Raw genomic sequence first — 23915 nt, 5'->3', positions numbered from 1 at the left:
CAGTCGAAGGGCTGGATAGGCCAAAAATATGGTTTAATATTATAAAAGGGGTCGACTGCGATCACCCTGACATTGGGGATATCTATGGATAGTGTAAATCCAAACCTAAGATTCCTGCCTCCCCATCTGCCGACGAGGCATGCGCAGGAATATGTTAAAACCAAAACCCCAAGTTAAACAGCCAAATGCTTTCGCCAAGTTCAGGAGAATAGGTGTATTTTGCTTCCAGTGGCCCTAAAAAGGTTTCCAGTCCATAACCAAGCGCATACCCAGTGTACGGGGAGGAGAACCAATCTCCCGATTCAAAAAGCCCATAACCTACATTAGCATAATTAGCAGCAAAAGTAATATGGTTTTTTTTGAAGATTTCAAAATCCAGATTCAACGTCCCTTTCACGAAACTATCTCCGGTAAGCGTTATGTAGTCATAACCATAAAAGGAAATAAAATTATTAATGAAATTATTGCCATAGCCCCCTAAGGCAAAATCCAACGATTGTGTATTGTTGTCGCCAATTTTAAATCCACCCTGTGTAAAAATATTGGCTGATAACTTATTCGAAATTCCAAATGCATAACCTATGTCGGCCTTAGCCATTGAGAATTTGTTGAAATCCTTATTAAAATGTGATGCGTGAAGATACAAATGAAAGTCACCACTAAAGTACACTCCGTTTTTTGGATAGTATTTATTGTCGTAAGTATCCAATCTTAAAGTCCCAAAAACCGACAAATAATCGGTGTTTTCAAAATATTGCTTGTCACCCGGCACATTGACCAATACCGTCTCTGATTTTATTTTCAACCGTTTATGTTCGCCTCCTAAACTCAGTGCAAAATCCTTTCTAAACAAAGTCTGCAAATAAATTTGATTGGTTTGATCCTGAAGCTCAACGCCAATCTTATTCAAGCCTGTAAGTGATTGTTCATAATCATTCAAAAACAACTTTACATTGATGTTTTTACTGAATTGGTTAAATCTTGAGCGGAGTCCAATACTCCAATAGAATCCTTTGTCTATATAATATTCAAAATTATAGCGCACGTGATCTCCCAGTATCAAATCCAACGACATGACATCATCATCCAACAAAGCTCGTTTTTTGGTAAAGTTGACCAAGGCCGCACTTTTATAAAGACCGTCGTAATGTAATCCAAATTTTAAAAAGCTGGTGATTTCGCTTTCATCAACCGTAGCCGATAAGTCATAAACATTTGGACGGTCCGTCTTTTGGAATTCATAATAAAAGGTGGTAAAGTTATTGGTGGCCACTAAATTATTGACACCTTCGTTAAAATCGGCATAACTCACCTTTGCATCTTCCTCAAGCTTCATTTTCCCTAAAATATAGGCCCGTGAATACCGGTTATTTCCACGGATGATAACCTCGTTAATGGCGATACTATCTTTAGAGGCTAGATCCAATTCTATCCCTCTTGAGCTTTTATATTTTGGAAGCTGTTCTAAACCTTCCATCTTACTACGTGCAGCCCTCGCTCCACTTTCAATAATCTTTCGACCTTCGCTAAATGATACCACCGTATAATCCGTAATATCCGGCTTAATGTAGATATCTGTTTTTTCAACCTTCTTGATCATATCATTAATTGTACGATAGTTGTTGATCTGAAGTAAAATTGCTGGTGCCGAGTTCAAGTCTTCCCGTTTTGCCAATCCATCTTGCACATCCACCCCAATAACCACATCCATCCCCTTGGCCTTAAGCTCGTCAATAGGATAGTTGTTGATGACACCGCCGTCAATAAGGACGCGATCATCAATAATAACTGGTTGAAATAAAGATGGGAATGCCCCGCTTGCAGTAACGGCTTGTGCTAAATTTCCATGATCCAAAATAACCGCTTTGCCAGTTTCAACATCGGTAGCCACACAAAAGAAAGGAATTGGCAATTGATCAAAATCGGAAATATCGGTGACATGTAAGGTTAGTTTTGATAATAGATTAAATACGTTTTGACCTCTGGATAAGGCTGAAGGCAATTTCAGCTTAAAATTATTGAACGGCAAGGTTACGGCGTATCGTTCGGAATTGTCCCGCTCATAAAATGTTTTGGCAGACCTCGGAAGATTATCATTAATAACATCATCAAAATAAAGAGAACTAAAAATGGAATCCAATTGTTTGCCTGAATAACCAGAAGCATACAACGAGCCTATGATAGCACCCATACTGGTTCCTGCAATATAATCCACTTTAATGTTCAAGCTGTCGATCACTTTTAACACTCCAATATGCGCAAACCCCTTTGCACCTCCACCACTTAACACCAATCCGATCTTGGGTGCTTTTTGGGGCTGCTCCAAAATGGTGTCCTGGCCATTCATTGACAGGGAGATGAACAGCGCAAGAAGTATTATATAAGTGAACTTTTTCAAATTTTTTGTTATTTAAACCTGCACGTCCAGATGCTATAAACTGAAGACCTTGTAGGTTAATTTCCCTCCCGATATGTCGGGATTTGTAGGCTACTTATTATAAAAATCAAGTATTTTTTTTGCTCTTGACGCTCCGATAACCGGCTCCAGTTCTTCAAGGCTCGCTTTACTGATTCTTTTGACCGTTTTAAAATGCGTCATCAAGTCGACGATTGATTGTTCTCCAATACCAGGTATCAGCTCCAGCTCTGTGGTCAGGGCGCCTTTGCTGCGTTTGTTACGATGATGCTCGATCCCGAACCGATGGGCCTCATTCCGCAATTGCTGAATGACTTTTAAGGTTTCGCTTTTTTTATCTAAATATAGCGGAATTGGATCATCTGGATAAAATAATTCTTCCAAACGTTTCGCAATTCCGATGATCGCAATTTTTCCTCTTAAATTTAAAAGCTCCAGACTTTTTAAGGCTGAGGACAGTTGGCCTTTGCCACCATCAATAATAATGAGTTGTGGCAAGGGCTGCTCTTCTTCCAACAAACGCTTGTATCGTCTGTATACCACCTCTTCCATGGAAGCAAAATCATCAGGCCCATCAACGGTTTTGATATTAAAATGGCGATAGTCCTTTTTACTCGGTTTACCGTTCTTAAACACCACACAGGCCGCCACCGGATTGGTGCCTTGAATATTGGAGTTGTCAAAACATTCAATATGTCGCGGCTCTTCCTTGAGGCGAAGGTCGGTCTTCATTTGAGCCATGATCCGATTGGCGTGACGGTCAGGGTCTATAATCTTGACCTGTTTGAATCGCTCCATCCTATAGTATTTGGCATTGCGTTCAGACAGTTCTAAAATACGTCTTTTATCGCCCAATTTCGGAATACTGACTTTAATTTCTTCACCTAAATCCAATTCGAAAGGCACATACACCTCTTTGCTCGTAGAATGGAACCGCTGTCTGATTTCGGTAATAGCCAACTGCAATAAATCTTCATCAGTTTCATCCAGTTTCTTTTTAATTTCCAAGGTATGAGAGCGAATAATGGACCCATAGGACAACTGTAAAAAATTGATATAGGCATAACTCTCATCAGAAACAATGGAAAACACATCAACATTACTTATTTTCGGATTGACCACGGTAGATTTTGCCTGGTAATTTTCAAGAATATCAATTTTCTCCTTGATGCGCTGGGCTTCTTCAAATTCCATGGCCTCAGCATGAGCTTTCATTTGCTGCTTGAACTGTGCCAATGAATCTTTGAAATTTCCTTTTAAAATTTCTCTGATGGCTGCAATATCTTCTTGATAATCTTCCTCAGATTGATAGCCTTCACAGGGGCCCTTACAATTCCCCAAATGGTATTCCAAACAAACCTTAAATTTTCCGGTGTGAATTTTATCCGGCGCCAAGTCGTAATTACAGGTTCTTAACATATAGACTCCTTTGATGAGATCGAGGAGTGTTTTTACCGTCTTCATGCTCGTATATGGCCCAAAATACTCCGAACCATCCTTGATCACCCGGCGTGTTGAAAATACTCGAGGGAAACGTTCTTTCTTGATACAGATCCATGGATACGATTTGTCATCTTTGAGCAGGACATTGTAACGTGGTTGGTACTTTTTGATGAGATTGTTTTCAAGAAGCAAGGCATCGGTCTCCGTTTGGACCACAATATGTTTGATGGTGGCTATTTTTTTGACCAGTACTTTGGTCTTGCCATCCCGATAGTTATCGGGATGGTTTTTAGTAAAATAAGAACTGACACGTTTCTTCAGATCCTTAGCTTTACCTACATACAATATCTTATCATTGGCATCAAAATATTGATACACTCCAGGTTGATGGGGCAAGGTCTGCAATTGGATTTCTAAGGTAGGCTTACTCATATCCCAAAGATACTATATCTTCAAAACTTTTCAATGGAAAGGATTTTAAGTCTTTCAATAAAGGAACGGATTTTTATTATCTTGCGACCCAATTGTAATTAACACCCATGCCAAAAAAAATCATAGGCAGAATTGACAAGGCAGATTTCCCTGAACTTAATCTTTTTGATATTGACATCAAAATAGATACGGGTGCTTATACCTCTTCCATTCACACCCATAAAGTATGGATAGACAATAATGAGCTGGTGTGTTTATTTTATGAAAAAGGCCATCCTCATTATAGCGGAAAGGAAATCAGATTTAAAGAATACACCTTTGCTAAGGTAAAAAGTAGCAATGGGCTTGTTCAGAAACGCTATAAAGTAAAGACCACCATTATTCTATTTGAGAAAAAATACCGAATTTCACTTACTTTGAGCACGAGAGAAGACATGCGATTTCCGATTTTAATTGGCCGAAAATTTATCAGTAAGAAATTTATTGTAGATGTCACACAAAAACATTTATCTTATAACAACAAAAACAAATAAGCATTGGGGTGAGCACTTTTTGGGCTATCACATTAATTCTTATCGATTAACAACTTAAAGCAAATTAAACCCAATGAACATTATTATTTTATCCAGAAATCCCCATTTATATTCTACCCGACGTTTAGTTGAAGTGGCCAGACAACGCAAACATACTTGCGAGGTTATAGACCCTTTGAAGTGTGATATCATTATTGAAAAGAAGAATCCGGCCATTTTATACAAAGGGCGTATCTTAGAAAATGTGGATGCAATTATTCCACGAATTGGTGCTTCGGTGACCTTTTATGGCACTGCGGTAGTGCGACAGTTTGAAATGATGAAGGTGTTTTCAGTGGTCGAGTCGCAAGCCTTGGTTAGGTCACGCGATAAATTGAGAAGTCTTCAAGTACTTTCGCGTGCGGGATTGGGCATGCCAAAAACGGTATTTTCAAATTACACCAAAGATGCTTCAGAGGTCATTGCGTCAGTGGGCGGAGCGCCATTGGTGATCAAACTTCTGGAAGGTACTCAAGGGCTTGGGGTGGTCTTGGCTGAAACCAACAATGCCGCAGAATCTGTAATTGAAGCTTTTCATGGTTTGCAGGCGCGCGTCATCATACAGGAATTCATCAAGGAAGCCAAAGGTGCAGATATCAGGGCATTTATTGTGGATGGCAATATTGTAGGTGCCATGAAACGCCAAGGTAAGGATGGTGAGTTTAGATCCAATCTCCACCGAGGTGGCAGTGCAGAAATTATTCAATTGACTGACGAAGAAGAGAACGCTGCCCTTAAAGCCGCAAAAGCATTAGGTTTGGGCGTTTGTGGCGTGGACATGTTGCAATCGGCACGTGGGCCATTAATTTTAGAGGTCAATTCTTCTCCAGGACTTGAAGGCATTGAGGCGGCCACCAAAAAGGATATTGCCAAAAGCATCATAAGATATATTGAACGTAATGTCTAACTTTATTGATATTGGAAGAAAATAGAAATATAATCACCATTTTAGGGGAAGAAATTCCATTGGGTGCGTCTCGGGAGATCAATTTTAATATTGCGAAACTCCATACCGCAACAAAAATTGAAATTCCCATAATTATTGAGCGCTCCAAGATTCCGGGACCGACGATTTTATTTTCAGCCGGCATTCATGGTGACGAAATCAATGGTGTTGACATTGTCAGGCAATTGATTGCACGACGCATTAACCAACCAAAGCGCGGCACCATCATTTGCATGCCCATTTTAAATATTTTCGGGTTTTTAAACAGCAAACGTGCCTTTCCCGATGGTCGCGACTTGAACCGGATGTTTCCAGGATCTGCCAATGGGTCCTTGGCAAGCCGAGTAGCGCATAGACTGATGCATGAGATCATTCCCGATGTGGACTTGATTATCGATTTCCATACCGGAGGCGCCAGCCGATTTAATGCGGCACAAATAAGAATCGTCAAAAACCAACCTGAACTGGATGACTTGGCGCGCATTTTCGCAGCACCATTTGTTCTGTATTCCAATCATATTGCGAAATCCTTTAGAAATGCCTGTTTTCAGTTGGGCAAACCAATTTTACTTTATGAAGGTGGAAAATCATTTTTTGTGGATGACAACATTTCTAAAGTTGGCGTAGAAGGTGTCAAACGAATTTTAGCACATTATGGCATGCTGCATCATCGCATTAAGGCCAATGTGCCCAAGTCACCCACTGTTTTTATTGAAGAAAGCAAATGGATAAGAGCCAGACAATCTGGGATGTTTAAAGCTGTAGTTTCTGTAAACACAAAAGTTAAGGTTGATGATGTTTTGGGCCAGATTACGGATCCTTATGGCAAAGTGTACCACGAAGTAAAATCGACACTTGAAGGTTATGTGATTAACGTGAATGAAGCGTCATTGGTCTATCAAGGTGATGCACTTTTTCATATTACTAAACAGATTAGATGGTAAGAGAGATTAAGAATATCTTTACCTAATATTCTATTTATTATAAGGATATCGTCAAGACATTATAAGAGTCTTTGTATATTTTATCACCCAATTATTGTCTATTTTTTCTAATATATATAAACCGACACCACCACCAATGTGTTCAAAATAATTTCCAACAACCACCACGGCACGAGTAAATTCGTCGTTAAATGCAACCTTGGAAAAACTTATAATGCCAGACAAGTTATTCTCTTTTTTTTCTTCAATAGTTATGGTTTGCTTATCCCAAAAAACTATGTCATTATGAACTATCTTATCAAGCTGAGCTTTGTCAATTTTCTCGATCTCTTTAAGCTCCGAAAGCCTCTCTACTAATTTCATATATGAACTATCCAAAATTTTCTCTTGAAATAGTTCATTCGATTTATAAGGTATAAATCTATTAGAAATCCCGTTTATATAGTCAAAATCATAATAAACAAAATTTTCATTAATGGCATAATTAAAAGCAAGTGGTTTTAGTTTTGAGTAATTTATGTTATTTTCTTCTTTAACCTCACTGTTAGGAGGAGGCGGTGGTGGAGGTGGTAACTCTTTAGGAACCATTTTATAGACTGCCGCAATAACAGCTAATTCCTGATTTTCTTGAGATTGATTTGAAGTACAACTCAAGGCTAAAACATACAGTAATATCATTATAATTAGTCGCATGATAAATTGGTATTAGCATTAACTATATCCCTATATATCTCTATTTCGGAAGATTCTTCAATTCCCAATAGATTAGTTACATCCCAATTCCTTAATCCGTCCCAAGCGAATGATTTATAGTAGTCTAGGGGATATCTATTCCCATCCAGTTTCCTCAATGCAGAAGCAATTGGATTGATATAGTTTAGTGTCATATAGGGATGGTCTAAATGTTCTTCCGGTACTTGGGATTCTTTATAAAACTTGTACAACTGAAACATTCTTGCTCTATCATTTGGATCTTCTCCAGTTTTATGCCTTTGAACATATCGGGCTATCTCAGCATGAATGCCTTCATGAAGTATCAAAGCTGCATCCTCTAACACACTTCCCGATAAATAATTTATTTTTATTATGACTTCGCCTGTAGAACTTATATTTTGTGAATTTGTACAAGCTGCAGCATTTTTTGAACACATTCCATTTTTAAATATGAGATCATATTTTGGATCATCAATAAATTTACCTATCGTCTCTTTAAATAGATTACTATTAGAGTTTTCTAATTTTTCGTAAACACAAAGAGCTCTTCCAGTCAGCTCATTAACAACCTTAATATGCTCAGTATCATTACTACCGTCACCCCACTCCCAATTATCATCATCCAAGCTATCGGCTATATCATCTCCGTAATCATCATCCGCCCAATTATCGTCTGCATCTCCCCAGTCCCAGTTTTCTTCTTCATCTTCTTCCATTTTACCACAAGTGTCAACAAATCTAATCTCCCCAGTGCAATAATTCTGCATACCCATATAACAATTGCTACTCCCAGTTGGTCCGAGAAATCCCCAACAATTTGAGGATCTATAATTGCTATTTGGGTCAGTAGTGCTATTTGTCGAAGATATTTGAAAGTATAGCAGAATATTTTCTAAAATTTCTGTTTCTATATTATGATATTTCTTTGTTGACTGGGAATCAGATGCTTTAAAAATTTTAAACTGGACAGAACTCTCATTATAAAAGCCTATCAACAAGTTAATTTCTTTATGTTTTTTGACAGGCAGGATAATCATTGGATGCTTTCCTCCCTTTTCTAAAACTATAAGTACTTTATTGGCTATTCTTCCTTATTTATCTGTAAACCCGACTTCCCCTTTACGTAATTTCCTGTACTCAAATACATTAAGTTTATTTCTCAATTTATTTTTTTGAATTTCGACTTTTGCATTAATTTCAGAAGTAAAAATAGAATCACCATACGTAATACTTTCTTGTGTATTTTGAATGTAATTCGTTTTCTGTTGAATGTTGTCTTTGGAACAATTAAAGAATAGCGTGAGCATGGCGATAATAATAATAATTGGGATACTTGTTGGTTTTTTCTTGGCCATGATATTTTATGTTCAGACTTTTTTATGTGATAAATCATATCATGTAGCTAGAGTGAGTTAAGTATGACTTGTAAAGTTCAAGTGTTTTAACCACTAAATCTCCGTTCACTACGAATTGAAAGTACGAAATTTAGATGAGAAATTAAATATAAAATGAAACCGATGGGTTTATGTTAGCTGTTTATGAGTATCATGTCTTTGCTAAATTTCCACTTAGTTATTACCGTAAAAAATGGTCTCCATTAAAACCACAAAAGCTTCTCTAATCATTTTTCATTCCACAAAAAATATTATTTTTACAATTATGACCAAATCAGAATTAAGACGTCTCTACAAGCAAAAGCGACAGGAACTATCGTTAGAAATGATTGAAACTGAAAGTTTGGCCATTTCCAACCAATTATTACAGTTACCTATTTGGGATTTTTCGTTTTATCATATTTTTTTAAGCATCACTGAACACAAGGAAATCAACACAGATTATATTCTCAATATTTTATCGGGGAAAGATAAAAACATCGTTATTTCAAAAAGTCATTTTAAAAGCTTAAGAATGACCAATTATCTTTTAACGGATAGCACGGTCATTAAAAAGAATTCTTGGAACATTCCTGAACCAGTAGATGGTATTGACATTGATTCTCAGAAAATAGATGTGGTTTTTGTGCCGCTGTTGGCATTTGACAAACGAGGTCATCGCATTGGCTATGGAAAGGGTTTCTATGATAAATTCTTATCGGAATGTAGGCCTGAAACCCTAAAAATAGGGCTTTCATTCTTTGAAGCCGAAGAAATAATTAATGATATATCTGATAGTGATGTGGTCTTGGATTACTGTGTGACCCCATATCAACACTATATTTTCAAAAAAAGTATCGATTAACGGCATATTTATTCGATTAATTGTAAATTATTATTATATTTGGTACAATCAACCCCAACCATCCCCATTTTTATGTATCAAGAACAATTATTACGTGGCTTAATCCAAAATTCTGAGTTAGGATATTGGGAAATAAATGGTGAATATGTAGGCTGGTCCTCTGGGTTTCTTAAAATTACAGGGTATGACATTGAAGATATCGAATTAAACCTCAATTATTTTCTCTACACCTTATTGAATAAGGATCAGCGTGATCTTTTCAGGGATAATTATTTCAATTTATTAAACGATGACCAGGATTTTGAACAAACAATAACACTTACATGCAAAAATGGTCAGCTCCAGGAACTTAAATGCCAATCGTCAAGCACATTCCCTGTCAAAAAAAAGTATCCAAATTCTAAGATCCTAACGTTCAGCCCAGTCAAAATGGCACTCAACAATCGGGTGAAAAACGATAATTTTTATTATCGTGAAACTGCTGAAATGACGTCTTCAGGGAGTTGGTATGTTGATTTGGTAAAGAAGAAAACCTATTGGGACCATGAATGCAGACGCATTCTTGAGTATCCAGAAGATTATATTCCGTCCCTAAGATATGCTTCGCAATATATCCCCGAAGAGTTCTATGACATCTCTTACAATCTATTTTATAATTGTACCATGCGGGGAAAATCCTTCAGCACGGAAATAAAAATGCTAACCGCAAATAACCGCTCATTCTGGGTACGAGCCATAGGCAAGCCTGTCTATAATGACTATAATGACATTGTTGGCATCAGGGGTGTCTTTCAGGATATAGACGACATTAAGATCAAAGAGCTGGATTTAAAAAACACGGCGGAAATCATTTCTTCCCAAAATAAAAGGCTCTTTAACTTTGCTCATATCGTATCCCATAACCTGAGGTCCCATACCAGCAATCTTTCGCTCATTATGCAATTAATGGATGAAACCAATGATGAAGACGAAAAAAAAGATCTCATAGCAAGCATTAAGGATGTTTCTGAAAGCCTAAATGAGACCATACAGCACCTCAATGAAGTAGTTACCATTCAAACCAGGACAGATCACAATAAGATTGAAGTGAGTTTTCAGGACTCCTTGGATCGCGTCTTAAAATCAATCATTAGTCTGATTGTTAAGAATGATGTGACCATCCACGCCGATTTTCAGAAAGTCAAAGTTATTAACTATATTCCAGCTTATTTGGATAGTATCTTCTTGAACCTAATAACAAATGCCATAAAATACGGTCAGAAAAATAGAGCGGTCATCATTGCTATTAGGACTTATACGAAAGACAATAGGATCTTTCTGGAGATCAGCGATAACGGTATGGGTATTGACCTTAAAAAACATGGCCATAAGCTGTTTGAAATGTATAAAACATTCCATCAGAACAAAGATGCGGTTGGTATTGGATTGTTTATCACAAAAAATCAAATTGAATCATTGAACGGGGAGATTTTTGTTGAAAGTGGAATCCAACAAGGCACGACCTTCACAATAAAACTGTAAATCATGAAAAAAAAGACTTCATTGGCATGCATTATTGATGATGACGGCATGTACATTAGGCTCCTTAAAAAAATTATCGAGGCCCGAAAATTATGCGATAACCTTTTAATTTTCAATAATGGGAAAGAAAGTATCGATTATTTTGAAGCCATTTTGAAGAATTTACATGAAGAAGAGGTTCCGGACATAATGTTTATTGACCTCAACATGCCCATCATGGATGGTTGGGAGTTTATAGAGCGCTTCACTAAGATTGAAAATAAGTTTAACAAACTAATTTCTCTATACATTGTCAGCTCATCTATTAATCCAGTCGATATTGACCGTGCGAAATCGCTCTCCAATATTAAGGATTACTTAGTGAAACCGGTTAGAATAACTGAATTGGAAACGATCTTCAAAAAATCCGCCTAGTATATAACTATTGGGATTCTATCCGATTTTGGACTGAATTTTCCTCAGTTCTTTCCTCTTCTTGATGAAATGCCTTTTTATTGAAGACGATCAATAATCCTATCCCAGTACTTATAGCCATATCCGCAACATTAAATACGGGTTCAAAAAAGGTGAAATAATCTCCTCCAACAAACGGAATCCAATTCGGCAAGAACCCTTTCCAAATTGGAAAGTGAAGCATATCTACTACCTTCCCGTGAAATAAGCTATCATAACCCATTTCAGGAAGAAACACCGCCACTTGACTATAGCTGTCGTTAAATAGGATGCCATAAAAAGCGGAGTCAATGATATTGCCCAATGCACCGGCAAAAATCAAGGCAATGGCAACAATAAGAATCTGAGGACCTTTTTTTCTAACCGAAGCGACCAACCAATAACCAATTCCTACTACCGCCACAATTCGAAAGATGGTCAATGCCAATTTTGCCGTACGATCTGAGATCCCTGCGATAAAATCGCTCAGTTTTGTACCCCAAGCCATGCCATCATTTTCAACAAATAAGATATGAAACCAATCAAATACTTCAATGCGATGGTGTAAGGCAAAATGGGTCTTAATGTAAAATTTACTGATTTGATCAATCAATAAGATGGTGACAATTAAAAGGGCAGCTTTTTTTAGGGACATAATACTGAAAGTGGGAATTTTTTTTAATGACAGAGTTACAAATGAAACTCTTCTGATTGAAATTCCGTTAATTTATTTCCAGACAAAGTGCAAAAATAGTATTATTATTGAACAACTTGCTTCAATTACAAAATGAACTAAAACAAAAAACACTTCTGTTTGAGAAGTGTTTTTTGTTTTAAAGCAATTTAAACGACACTTTACGGGAATAATTATCTAAATCCTCGTTTCCCATTTTCATGGGAATTTTACTGTTGCATGTTTTTAGCTTCAATACTTAAAGTTGCGTGTGGTACAAGCTTTAAACGTTCCTTTCCGATGAGTTTCCCGGTTACACGACATACGCCATAGGTTTTGTTTTCTATGCGGATCAAAGCGTTTTTAAGGTCACGAATAAATTTCTCTTGACGAATCGCCAATTGTGAATTAGCTTCCTTGCTCATCGTTTCACTGCCCTCTTCAAAAGCCTTAAACGTTGGCGATGTATCATCAGTACCATTGTTAAGGTCATTCATGTACGCACTCTTTATTAATTCTAAATCTCGTACAGCTTTTTCAATTTTCTCTTGAATCAGTACTTTAAATTCTGCCAAATCTTTATCAGAATACCTGATGTTTGCATCTACTTCCATAATTTTAAAATTTTTTAATAAACAACTTGGTATTTACATCATCAAAAGCAATTTCTATACCGTTATCTAAGTGTTCTAAAATCTCCAACTTTTCGGTTAAGGTTTCGGTTTTTATGTAATCTAAGTTTGTGTTTATTGCGTTAATAATATGTTCATCTTCCTGAAAGTGTACCACAATTCGATCCGTAAGCTCATATCCCGAATCTTTTCTTAAATTTTGGATTCGGTTTACCAATTCTCTTGCAATACCTTCTTTTCTTAATTCTTCTGTAATCGTCACATCCAAAGCTACCGTTAATGGACCTGAACTTGCAACAAGCCAGCCTTCAATATCTTGTGAGGTAATTTCTACATCAGAAAGCTCCAAAATAATACTTTTTCCATTAACTTCCACATCTAAAGTGCCGTTTTGTTCAATTTCCTTGATATTCTTCGCATCAAAACCACTTATTACCTGAGCTATCGCTTTCATATCCTGTCCAAAACGGGGGCCAAGCACCTTAAAGTTGGGTTTTATCTGTTTTACCAAAATATCTGACGCATCTTCCAATACTTCGATTTCCTTGACATTTACCTCAGATTTTATCAAATCGGCCACCGCCAAAATCTCATTTTTCTGAGCCTCACTTGAGATTGGGATCATGATTTTCTGTAGGGGCTGACGCACCTTTATTTTCTCTTTAGCTCTTAAGGATAAAACTAAGGAAGAAATGGTCTGTGCGGCTTCCATTTTTCGCTCCAATTCTTTGTCAATAAGTGTCTCATCATAGATGGGGAAATTTGACAAATGTACACTTTCAAAGGTTTCCTTTTTGGTGACGGCGTTTAAATCAAGATAAAGCCGATCCATATAGAACGGTGCAATTGGTGCACCAAGTTTTGCAATGGTCAGCATGCAAGTGTACAAGGTTTGATAGGCCGAAACCTTATCTTGTTGGTAATCGCCTTTCCAAAAGCGTCTTCTGCTCAATCTCACATACCAATTGCTTAAATGGTCTTGCGTAAAATCTGATATGGCGCGGGCAGCCCTGGTCGGTTCATAATCTGCATAATACTCATCAACCTTTTGAATCAGGGTGTGCAGTTCAGATAAAATCCAACGGTCAATCTCCGGCCGATCTTCCAAAGGTATTTCAGCCTCAGAATAATTGAAATTATCTAAATTGGTATATAGTGTAAAAAAGGAATATGTATTGTAAAGTGTTCCAAAAAACTTGCGTTTCACCTCTTCAATACCTTCCAAATCAAATTTTAGGTTGTCCCACGGATTGGCGTTAGATATCATATACCAACGTGTGGCATCTGCACCATAATCATCCAAGGTGGCAAAAGGATCTATTGCATTCCCCAATCGTTTGGACATTTTCTGTCCATTTTTGTCCAAGACCAATCCGTTAGAAACGACATTTTTATAAGCAACGGAATCAAAAACCATGGTCGCAATGGCGTGCAAGGTATAGAACCATCCTCGGGTTTGGTCAACACCTTCTGCAATGAAATCGGCAGGAAAGGCTTTTTTCTCATCAATAAGCTCGGCGTTTTCAAATGGATAGTGCCACTGCGCATAAGGCATCGCCCCTGAATCGAACCAAACATCAATCAAGTCAGCTTCACGCTTCATTGGTTTTCCTGAAGGAGACACCAGGACAATTTCGTCAACTATGTTTTTATGCAAGTCTATTTTTGCATAGTTATCTTCTGATTGGTTTCCGACTTCAAAATCTTCAAAAATATCAGCTGGCATGAATGCCATCTCAACAGCTTTTTGCATCTCGGCCTTCAATTCTGCGACAGACCCAATACAGATTTCCTCCTTGCCATCTTCGGTTCTCCAGATTGGCAAAGGTATTCCCCAATACCGTGAACGTGACAAATTCCAATCGTTCGCATTGGCCAGCCAATTCCCAAAACGGCCCGTTCCGGTCGATTTTGGTTTCCAATTGATGGTTTCGTTAAGCTCAAACATCCTGTCTTTGACATCGGTCACTTTAATAAACCAAGAGTCCAATGGATAATACAAAATTGGTTTGTCAGTTCGCCAGCAATTTGGGTAACTGTGCTTATATTTTTCGACCTTAAAGGCCTTGTTTTCATTCTTTAATTTGAGTGCCAAACGTTCATCAACACTCAAATACTCTTTAAGATTGGAAATCACAGATTGTAAGCCCACTTTCTGTTTTTCATATTCAGAAACTAGTTCATCATCAGATAAATATTCAGATTTCACGTATTCTCCAGCAAAACCATACAATTCATCATAGACCTCTTTTCTAAATCGTCCTTGCAAGTCTACCAGTGGCACCAAATTCCCGTTTTCATCTTTCACCAACATTGGCGGCACTTCAGGAACGGCCTGTTTTGCCACCAAGGCATCATCCGCGCCAAAAGTTGGGGCGGTGTGGACAATCCCGGTTCCGTCTTCGGTCGTCACGAAATCGCCAGAAATGACCCTAAAGGCATTTTCTGGATGATCGTTTGGAAGTGCGTAGGGCAATAATTGTTCGTAGGTGATGCCAACCAAATCCTTTCCTTTGAATTCCTTGACAATGAAATATGGGATTTTCTCCGTCTTGCCGGCAGGTAGGTTATCGCCCGATCTGTACTTCAACAACTCCGACTTAGCATCAACTCTTTTGAACTTCCCGTCAAATTGATTATTGACCAAGGCCTTGGCAAGGATGACATTTAGCGGCTCAAACGTATATTGATTGTAGGTTTCCACCAATACATAGTCAATTTTTGGCCCAACGGTCAATGCCGTATTACTTGGCAATGTCCAAGGCGTGGTCGTCCAGGCTAAAAAGTAAATATCTCCTTCATCTCGTAAAAAGTGTGGAAGCGATTCGGGATTGGCCTTAAACTGAGCCACCGCCGTCGTATCCGTCACATCCTGATAAGTGCCTGGTTGATTAAGCTCATGACTGCTTAATCCAGTACCTGCTTTTGGAGAATAAGGCTGAATGGTGTATCCTTTATAAATCAGCTGTTTATCATAGATTTGCTTTAACAACCACCAAACACTCTCCATATATTTTGGCTCATAGGTAATGTACGGATTGTCCATATCTACCCAATAGCCCATTTTTTCAGTAAGATCATTCCACACGTCCGTGTAACGCATGACCGCTTTACGACAGGCTGCGTTATAATCTTCTATGGAAATGGTTTTTCCGATATCTTCTTTGGTAATCCCGAGTTCCTTTTCTACACCCAATTCAATCGGTAGGCCGTGCGTATCCCATCCTGCTTTACGCTTCACCTGAAAGCCTTTCATGGTCTTATAACGTGGGAAAATATCTTTAATAGCACGTGCCAAAACATGGTGCACGCCCGGCAATCCGTTAGCAGAAGGCGGCCCTTCAAAAAAGACAAATGGGGTGCTGCCCTCTCTTGTAGTTACGCTTTTGTCAAAAATATTGTTCTCTTTCCAATAATTGCCGATTTCTTCCGCAACTTTCGGCAAGTCAAGTCCTTTATATTCAGTGAATCTCATTATTAATTACCTTAATTCTAATCGAAGTGCGAAATTAATGATTTTTGATAAATTAGAAGTCTTAAATGACGGAAAAAGACAACTCATAAATTTGATCCAAAAATGCATCGATAGATGCCTAAAATGTGTTGGTGAAAAACAGCCTTAAAAACAGAAATCTTTTAGCTACGACCAATCATGCGTTCACATATCCAACCAATGGGTTGATTCATATTCTTAACCAGCTATTCCACGAAGCAAACTTTCAGTCTGTGAATTTAGACTAATGGAATTCCAATCCTTAATAGTCAATTATAGGTCAAAACGGAAGTCGTTAAGCCTATAGAACTCCAACTTTCTTATAAAGGGGAATCATCCACTCAATAGGTTTATAATGGTCTAATTGAATACCCTAATTGCTAAGTTTCATGATTAAGCACCTATTAATTACAAAATAAATTCAGGCTGCTAGACCAAAAAACTCACCAAATCTTCAATTTTCGAAATCAATTGGATTTTGATTCGCGTATTTTTCAAAGCGATTTTATTGTATTTAGAGACAAAAATTGTAGAAAACCCTAGTTTTTCGGCCTCTAACACCCGTTGTTCCACCCGTTGCACAGGACGGATTTCTCCAGAAAGCCCCACTTCAGCAGCAAAACAATAGTCCTTAGGAATGGCAACATCTTCATTGGAGGATAAAACCGAAGCTACCACGGCCAAATCGATCGCGGGATCATCCACTGAAATACCTCCAGTAATATTCAAGAAGACGTCTTTAGCCCCCAACCGGAATCCGGCACGTTTTTCCAAGACCGCAAGCAGCATGTTCAAGCGCTTGGCATTAAAACCTGTTGCGGAGCGTTGTGGCGTGCCATAAACTGCAGTGCTGACCAAGGCTTGCACTTCAATCATCAGCGGGCGCATGCCCTCTAAAGTAGAAGCCACTGCATTTCCCGAAAGCTCTTCGTCCTTCTTGGAAATTAAAATTTCTGAAGGATTTGAAACTTCTCGTAATCCTGAGCCTTGCATTTCATAAATTCCCAATTCATTGGTCGATCCGAAACGATTTTTATGAGCTCTTAAAATCCGAAAGACATGATTTCTGTCGCCTTCAAATTGCAAAACGGTATCCACCATGTGTTCCAAAATTTTTGGTCCGGCGATATGGCCATCCTTGGTAATATGGCCAATCAGAATAACTGGTGTTGCAGTTTCCTTGGCAAATTTTATCAGCTCTGTAGTACATTCCTTGATTTGTGAAATACTCCCGGAAGATGATTCTATATATTCGGTATGCAGGGTCTGAATGGAATCAATAACTACTATATCTGGCTCAAGCGCTTCAATTTGCTTAAAGATATTTTGGGTCTTGGTTTCGGTCAGAATATAGCAGTTGGCGCTATTAGGGTTGATGCGCTCTGCCCGCATTTTGATTTGCTGTTGGCTTTCCTCACCAGAAACATACAGCGTTTTGTAAGGTAATTTCAATGAAATTTGAAGTAAAAGCGTACTCTTTCCAATGCCCGGTTCGCCTCCTAACAAAATCAAGGAGCCAGGAACAATGCCGCCTCCAAGAACCCGGTTGAATTCCTGATCATCGGTTTGCATTCGGGCTTCCTGAGACACGTCAATTTCATTGATCCGCAATGGCTTGGAAGCGCGTTTTACTGCTGAGGTAGGTGTTTTCCAACTGGATTTCTCTTCCTTTTGGATGACCTCCTCAACAATCGTATTCCATTCTTTGCAGGCCGTACACTGGCCTTGCCATTTAGAATATTGACTGCCACAGTTTTGACAGAAAAAAGTTGTTTTAATTTTAGCCATCCTTTAAAGTTTGAGCTAAATTAAAACTATTTGCGGTATTAGTTATGATTATAAATCGTAATTCAAAAGTTTATTAGTCAATATCACTTTCCTTATCGTCACCTGCCAAAGTAAGTCCCTCCACTTTTAAAAGGATAAGATCTTTATTGATATGTGGCGTTGATTCTAAATCCAATGCCGTTTCATACAGTTTTTTGGCGCGTTTGGTTTTGCCAATCCTTTCAGCATGGAGCGCCATATAATAAGTTCCATATGATGTTGTTGGATCTTGTTTGTTGGCCAGTTTCCCAATTTTTTCAAGAGAAGCCAAATCATCGCGCTGTTCGGCCGCTTTCACGATTTTTTCAAATTCGTCTTCTGAAATGGGCTTGGTTATCCCGAACAGATCTTCGATTTTTTTGTAGCGTTTACTGATATAGGTGTCCAAGGTCCCTTCATAAGTAAGAATATCCTCTTTAAATTCTCGATCACTGATGGGTTTATAAAGCTCAAATATTTTATCCAAGGCTTGCGATAAACCGCCAGTTACCAAAGTATAATGAGAGTGACCTTCAAAATCCTCAAAATAATACTTCAAGGCTTTGTTGTCTATCTGTTTCAGTTTTTGATTGGCGTCAAGAATGCCATTTCGAAGAGAGGCTACATCATCACCACTGGTCACCATATAATAAAAGATGTCTTCTTTCAACCATTTTAATCGGCCACTGATATTATCATCCATTTCTCCCTTATAATCGGGACTCAAATTGACATATGCCTTAAATATCGGATCCTCTTTTAAAAGGAAAGCATTCATGAAATTTGCCATGAGATCATGACCAACAGCAACTTTAAATTTACTGGTTTTGTAAGTTCTGTCAAGGTGAGGTATCAGTTCTGTACTTATAAACTCATAAAATCGCGCCCCGAATTCTATAGGCAGTCCTGTAACCTCATCGTGATAAGCATCATAAAAGCGGTCTTTTCCTTGGATCAACCCTACGACGATAGCTTCTGGCATCTTATCAAAGTAAGTTTGAAAAGCCACCTGACCAACAACAGGTTCAAACAGGTAGTCGCCATCAAATACCAAAATCACAGGGTATTTTAAATTGGATGAGGGATCGTAGTTATTTGGTAGCCGAATTTTTAAATCTCTAGTGGCATTTAATTTTCGGGATTCGAAACTTTCATAGATTGTTTGTGCGTTAAAAGACATAGCGCACAGCATGATGAAGAGAAAAAGTAGGGCTTTTTTCATCGTAAGTAGGTTTAAGGTTTGGGACGGTAAATATATACAAATATAGTTGATCTGTATAAATTATTCGATGAAATGCACAAATCTACTAATTTTTATCCTTTATGGTGTAGATTTTATCTAGCAACATATCCTTGTCGATAAAATCAGAAGCTTTTAAAAGTAGGCCAGATTGATAGTTGTGTAAGGCTCTTTTTAAATTGTTTTCATTTTCATAATACATTCCTGTATAATAGGCACTGATCATTGAATCTGGAAATTCTTTTCTCGCCAATCGCGACAATTCTCTCAGGGCGTCCCGATCATCTTTCTTCATGGCAGCTGCCGCGACTGCGCGAATATCGTTCTCAACTACTTTCTTTTCAAAACCGTAAAAAAACTTGATGTCGGCATATTTCTTTTCAAGATACTTATACGGTCCTTCGGGATAGGTCAAAACCAGGTCTGTATACTCTTGTTTGTTGATGGGTTTGTACAAAGAAAAGATTTCATTTAAGGCTTTTGGAATACCCAAGCCCACTAGCGAATAATGGTCGGCGTCATTAAAATTATCAAACCTGTAATGCACCTTCGGATTATCAAACGTTCCCATTTGTGCATTATGTGCAATAATGCGTTCCTTTAAGCCATCAATATCATTTTCGGCGGTGGCTACATAATAGAAGGTATCGGTTTTGATGGTCGAAAGCCGCTCTTGAACCCTAACCGTCATTTCTGGCGCCAAATCTGGACTTAACAAAATAAACGCTCTAAAAATGGGATTTTCCTTAAATAAATAATAATTGATAAAATTTGCGCTTAGATCGTGCCCCGCGACTATCCTAAATTTAGAAACATTGTATTTACTTTCAATATAAGGAATGAGCTCCATCCCTATAAATTCAAAAAAGGACGCCCCTTCATGGGCAGGAAAATAAATTTCCTTGTCATAAAAAAGATCTTTTTCACGACTGTTTCTTTGGTTGACACCAACAACGACAGCATTGGGCATCTCCCCCCAATATGCGTGATAATCTGCATTTCCTGCAAAAGGCTCAAACAGGTAATCACCATCCAAAACGATAATTAAGGGGTATTGCGATTTATCCTCCGGATTATAATTCCTCGGTAACTGAATCTTCAGTTCTCTCCTTTCCCCTAATTTTTCGGAATCAAAAGGTTGATAAATAACCTGGGCCCCCATCGAGGTACTAATGAGAAACATTAGGAGTAGCGTAATCTTGTGCATATAATTAGGGATTAATATTAGCTATGGCAAGGTAAAAAAATATTCGGATTGTTCCGCCTTGCCTTTTAAATGTTTAACAAAGACATCACTTTTCTATTTCAATTTTTGTTTAGCATTATAGATCGGTAAAAACAAAAAAGAAAGACTCCCAAGAACAATAATCATTAACGTTTGGGAAGCCCACATGATCCAACCAAAAGCGATACTTGGGTTTTCTGGAATATCAAAAATTGAAAAGGCGGCTCCAATGGCCAATGGATATACAAAAATACCACCATTAGTGGCTGCAATAGTAAAGCTACCTGCAATAAACCCTATCAATAATGCCCCAATGGACACCCCACTTAAATCATCAACCGCTAAGGTGGTGACATAAAACATCAAAACATACATAGTCCAGATAAAGAGGGTATGAAATATAAAAAGCCATTTTTGCTCCATCTTAAAAATGCTCAAAATACCTTCCAATAAACCCCGCACAAAGTTTCTTGCTTTTAAGGCAATTTTAGAGGCACTATTTTTTAGATATAAAAAAACAAGTATTGACAAAATGACGCCGATAGTTCCAATTAAGACGAGTTTCTTCGGTTGAAAAGCCGATTCCAAGAGCCCATAAATAAAATCAAATTGGATTAAAAGCGTGATGGCTACAATCCCAAGAAGTATCAGCATATCGGCCATTCGTTCTGCTATAATAGTGCCAAATGCCTTCTGAAATGGGACATCCTCATAGTTTGTCAAGACGGCAGCTCTTAGCACTTCTCCAGATCTTGGAATGCCAAAATTGGCCAAATAGGCAATAAAAACAGCCATGATGCTGTTAGGAAGTTTTACGCTATAGCCCATAGGCGCCAGCAAATATTTCCATCGATAAGCTCGTGATAAATTGCTGAGCAGGCCTAAGAGCATGCCCAATCCAATCCAACCATAATTGGCCGATTTGAAATAGGGAATGATCTGATCAATAGGCAGTTTTGAAAAGGTGTACCAACCAAAAAAAGCGGCCAATAAAATCGGGAGCCCGATCCTTAATGTTCTTTTGGTCCTGGCGTTCAATTCTATTTGAGTAAGTTGGTCTCTTCATCCGGAAAAACCAATGAAGGCTTAAACGTCCTTGCCTCTTCCAATTCCATAAAAGCATAGGTAATTAAAATGAGGGTGTCTCCAACAGCGACTTTTCTTGCAGCCGCACCATTTAGAGTTATTTCTCCAGAATTTCTTGGCCCAGGGATAACATAAGTGTCCAGGCGTTCACCATTGTCATTGTTGACCACTTGTATCTTTTCGCCTTGAATAATATTGGCAGCCTCCATTAAATCCTCATCAATGGTAATGCTTCCAATATAATTTAGCTCAGCACCTGTACACTTGACACGGTGTATTTTTGATTTTACAACTTGTATTTGCATTTGGCAAAGGTAATTAATTAAGTGCTATATTGTCAATAAGTCGGATATCACCCGCAAATACGGCAATAAAAGCTCTATACGATTTAGTTTTGGTTTTTCTTCGAACGGTTTTTAAACTCACTTCATCAGCAATTGTGAAATATTCCAAAGTCAACAAGTCATGCTGAGCAAACTGTTTTTCAACCCATTCCGTTATCTTATTTACACTTTCCGTGCCAAAACGTTTTTTGGCAGCTTTTAGTGTTTTGTATATAAATGGCGCTGCCTCTCGCTGTGCTTTGCTTAAGCGTTCATTTCTTGAACTCAGGGCCAAACCGTCTTTGTCTCTAAAAATCTCGACACCTTTCACCTGAACAGGAATTTGATGCTTTTTGATCAATTCTTGAATAATTCGAAATTGCTGAAAATCCTTTTTTCCGAAGTAGGCAATATCTGGTTGAACAATTTCAAACAAACGTTTTACGACCGTCCCAACGCCGTCAAAATGACCTTTTCGAAATCGCCCTTCCATCTGATTTTCCAGTCCACTAAAATCAAAATGTTCTGATACGACCGCATTGCCATAAATATCATCTGCCACAGGTGCATAAACGATGATATCTTTGGATAAGCTCTGCAATAATTCCAAATCCTTTTCTAAGGATCTTGGATACTTCTCCAGGTCTAGGGTGTTGTCAAATTGCGTCGGATTAACAAAAATACTGACTACCATCCGGGAGTTTTCCTCTAATCCCTTCCTGATTAACGACAAATGCCCATCATGCAAAGCACCCATTGTAGGTACGAAACCAAGGGTTTGGTTTTCACGCCTCAGCCCATCTATAGCCCGTCTTAAATCTTCTTTTTTATGGCAAATTATCATTATATAACAAAACATTAACAGCGTGCAAACTTAAGATTTTACTATCAATCTGCATAAAATTTTGTACTTTTGCGTGTTTTAATTTTAATTTTTTTTAAACTCCGTGATTTATGAAAGATAAGAGGATATTGTACGTGTCTTCCGAGGTTGTACCCTATTTACCTGAAACTGAAATTTCTTCAATGTCATTTGAAGCTCCAAGAATGGTGAATAAACAAGGAGGACAAATACGGATATTCATGCCTAGGTATGGAAACATAAATGAGCGAAGACACCAATTGCATGAGGTAATTAGACTATCAGGGATCAATTTGGTCATCAATGACCTGGATATGCCATTGATTATTAAAGTGGCTTCAATTCCTAAGGAAAGAATCCAAGTGTATTTTATTGACAATGAAGAATATTTTAAGAGAAAAGCGACATTGACCGATGAAGATGGAAGTCTTTATCCTGATAACGATGAACGCGCCATATTTTTTGCCAAAGGCGTCATTGAAACGGTCAAGAAATTGAATTGGGCACCAGATATCATACATGTCAACGGATGGTTGGCCTCCCTATTACCTGTTTACCTTAAGGAATATTATAAAAACGAACCGCTGTTCTCCGACAGTAAAATTGTGACTTCCATATACAATCAAAGCTTCGAAGGCACGTTAGATATGGATATGATCAAAAAAGTGAAGTTTGACAATATCGATGAGTCTGCCATTAAAGTCTTAGAGAAACCTAATTTCATCAATATGATGAAGATTGCAATTGATTACTCTGACGCCTTGATAAAAGGGTCTTACGAGCTAGATCAGGAATTGGAAGATTATCTAGAGGCATCAAACAAACCTGTTTTGGACTATTATTCCCAGGAAGATTTTGCTGAGCCATACGCTGAATTCTATAATAACAAAGTTCTTAAATAAAAAAACACTATTCGT

Annotated in this window: 21 protein-coding genes; 7 read left to right on the top strand and 14 right to left on the bottom strand. The window is 38.0% G+C overall.

Annotation, left to right across the window (positions count from 1 at the left end; genetic code table 11):
* Positions 1–154: 154 nt before the first annotated feature.
* Together G6N06_RS13145 and uvrC are read right to left on the bottom strand one after the other, a co-directional pair.
* On the bottom strand, positions 155–2398 hold the full coding sequence (locus G6N06_RS13145; RefSeq protein WP_308469759.1) for a patatin-like phospholipase family protein: 2244 nt from the start codon (positions 2396–2398) through the stop codon (positions 155–157).
* Between the two features lie 90 nt (positions 2399–2488).
* The gene (gene uvrC / locus G6N06_RS13140; protein ID WP_163517217.1) at positions 2489–4291 is read right to left on the bottom strand and encodes an excinuclease ABC subunit UvrC; all 1803 of its coding nucleotides are present in this window, start codon (positions 4289–4291) and stop codon (positions 2489–2491) included.
* Between the two features lie 107 nt (positions 4292–4398).
* Here uvrC and G6N06_RS13135 point away from each other — a divergent pair, with 107 nt between their 5' ends.
* The 3 genes from G6N06_RS13135 (at position 4399) to G6N06_RS13125 (ending at position 6753) form a co-directional block, all read left to right on the top strand.
* A complete protein-coding gene (locus G6N06_RS13135) occupies positions 4399–4824 on the top strand; it encodes an ATP-dependent zinc protease family protein (protein WP_163517216.1) in 426 nt (141 codons plus the stop codon).
* Between the two features lie 73 nt (positions 4825–4897).
* Entirely contained in the window at positions 4898–5770 is an 873-nt protein-coding gene (rimK, locus tag G6N06_RS13130) for a 30S ribosomal protein S6--L-glutamate ligase (RefSeq protein ID WP_163517215.1), read from the top strand.
* 11 nt (positions 5771–5781) lie between these two features.
* Complete coding sequence (locus tag G6N06_RS13125; RefSeq protein ID WP_308469758.1) at positions 5782–6753, top strand: succinylglutamate desuccinylase/aspartoacylase family protein; 972 nt, start codon at positions 5782–5784, stop codon at positions 6751–6753.
* 51 nt (positions 6754–6804) lie between these two features.
* Here the strand turns inward: G6N06_RS13125 and G6N06_RS13120 are convergent, their stop codons facing one another.
* Genes G6N06_RS13120 through G6N06_RS13110 form a run of 3 tightly spaced genes read right to left on the bottom strand, consistent with a single transcriptional unit; the run spans position 6805 to position 8822 of the window.
* Entirely contained in the window at positions 6805–7446 is a 642-nt protein-coding gene (locus tag G6N06_RS13120) for a hypothetical protein (RefSeq protein WP_163517214.1), read from the bottom strand.
* Positions 7437–8504 carry a hypothetical protein gene (locus tag G6N06_RS13115; protein ID WP_163517213.1) on the bottom strand — a complete coding sequence of 356 codons (1068 nt, stop codon included), beginning with the start codon at positions 8502–8504 and terminating at the stop codon, positions 7437–7439. The genes G6N06_RS13120 and G6N06_RS13115 overlap by 10 nt, the downstream gene beginning before the upstream one ends.
* Before the next feature lie 54 nt (positions 8505–8558).
* Positions 8559–8822, bottom strand: a complete 264-nt coding sequence (locus G6N06_RS13110) for a hypothetical protein (RefSeq protein ID WP_163517212.1) — start codon at positions 8820–8822, stop codon at positions 8559–8561.
* 304 nt (positions 8823–9126) lie between these two features.
* Between G6N06_RS13110 and G6N06_RS13105 the strand changes: the two genes are divergently transcribed.
* Genes G6N06_RS13105 through G6N06_RS13095 form a run of 3 tightly spaced genes read left to right on the top strand, consistent with a single transcriptional unit; the run spans position 9127 to position 11640 of the window.
* Complete coding sequence (locus G6N06_RS13105; RefSeq protein ID WP_163517211.1) at positions 9127–9705, top strand: 5-formyltetrahydrofolate cyclo-ligase; 579 nt, start codon at positions 9127–9129, stop codon at positions 9703–9705.
* Between the two features lie 39 nt (positions 9706–9744).
* Entirely contained in the window at positions 9745–11226 is a 1482-nt protein-coding gene (locus G6N06_RS13100) for a PAS domain-containing sensor histidine kinase (RefSeq protein ID WP_163517210.1), read from the top strand.
* Positions 11227–11229: 3 nt separating this feature from the next.
* Complete coding sequence (locus G6N06_RS13095; protein WP_163517209.1) at positions 11230–11640, top strand: response regulator; 411 nt, start codon at positions 11230–11232, stop codon at positions 11638–11640.
* Between the two features lie 7 nt (positions 11641–11647).
* Here G6N06_RS13095 and G6N06_RS13090 read toward each other — a convergent pair whose 3' ends face one another.
* The 9 genes from G6N06_RS13090 to panC form a co-directional block, all read right to left on the bottom strand.
* Complete coding sequence (locus G6N06_RS13090; protein ID WP_163517208.1) at positions 11648–12313, bottom strand: lipoprotein signal peptidase; 666 nt, start codon at positions 12311–12313, stop codon at positions 11648–11650.
* Positions 12314–12561: 248 nt separating this feature from the next.
* The gene (locus tag G6N06_RS13085) at positions 12562–12945 is read right to left on the bottom strand and encodes a TraR/DksA family transcriptional regulator (RefSeq protein ID WP_163517207.1); all 384 of its coding nucleotides are present in this window, start codon (positions 12943–12945) and stop codon (positions 12562–12564) included.
* Between the two features lie 4 nt (positions 12946–12949).
* A complete protein-coding gene (gene ileS, locus G6N06_RS13080; RefSeq protein WP_163517206.1) occupies positions 12950–16438 on the bottom strand; it encodes an isoleucine--tRNA ligase in 3489 nt (1162 codons plus the stop codon).
* Between the two features lie 447 nt (positions 16439–16885).
* Positions 16886–18244, bottom strand: a complete 1359-nt coding sequence (gene radA, locus G6N06_RS13075) for a DNA repair protein RadA (protein ID WP_163517205.1) — start codon at positions 18242–18244, stop codon at positions 16886–16888.
* 73 nt (positions 18245–18317) lie between these two features.
* A complete protein-coding gene (locus tag G6N06_RS13070; protein WP_163517204.1) occupies positions 18318–19484 on the bottom strand; it encodes an alpha/beta hydrolase in 1167 nt (388 codons plus the stop codon).
* 85 nt (positions 19485–19569) lie between these two features.
* The gene (locus G6N06_RS13065) at positions 19570–20709 is read right to left on the bottom strand and encodes an alpha/beta hydrolase (RefSeq protein WP_163517203.1); all 1140 of its coding nucleotides are present in this window, start codon (positions 20707–20709) and stop codon (positions 19570–19572) included.
* 93 nt (positions 20710–20802) lie between these two features.
* Positions 20803–21765, bottom strand: a complete 963-nt coding sequence (locus G6N06_RS13060; protein WP_163517202.1) for a lysylphosphatidylglycerol synthase transmembrane domain-containing protein — start codon at positions 21763–21765, stop codon at positions 20803–20805.
* 2 nt (positions 21766–21767) lie between these two features.
* Entirely contained in the window at positions 21768–22118 is a 351-nt protein-coding gene (gene panD, locus G6N06_RS13055) for an aspartate 1-decarboxylase (protein ID WP_163517201.1), read from the bottom strand.
* A 13-nt stretch (positions 22119–22131) separates the two neighbouring features.
* On the bottom strand, positions 22132–22980 hold the full coding sequence (gene panC, locus G6N06_RS13050) for a pantoate--beta-alanine ligase (protein WP_163517200.1): 849 nt from the start codon (positions 22978–22980) through the stop codon (positions 22132–22134).
* A 110-nt stretch (positions 22981–23090) separates the two neighbouring features.
* On the opposite strand from panC, the gene G6N06_RS13045 reads away from it, so the two are divergent.
* The gene (locus tag G6N06_RS13045; RefSeq protein ID WP_163517199.1) at positions 23091–23900 is read left to right on the top strand and encodes a glycogen/starch synthase; all 810 of its coding nucleotides are present in this window, start codon (positions 23091–23093) and stop codon (positions 23898–23900) included.
* The last annotated feature ends 15 nt before the right edge of the window (positions 23901–23915 follow it).

The sequence above is a fragment of the Gelidibacter japonicus genome (assembly GCF_010725055.1).
Classification (GTDB): domain Bacteria; phylum Bacteroidota; class Bacteroidia; order Flavobacteriales; family Flavobacteriaceae; genus Gelidibacter; species Gelidibacter japonicus.
This window is presented reverse-complemented; position numbering and strand designations above follow the sequence as displayed.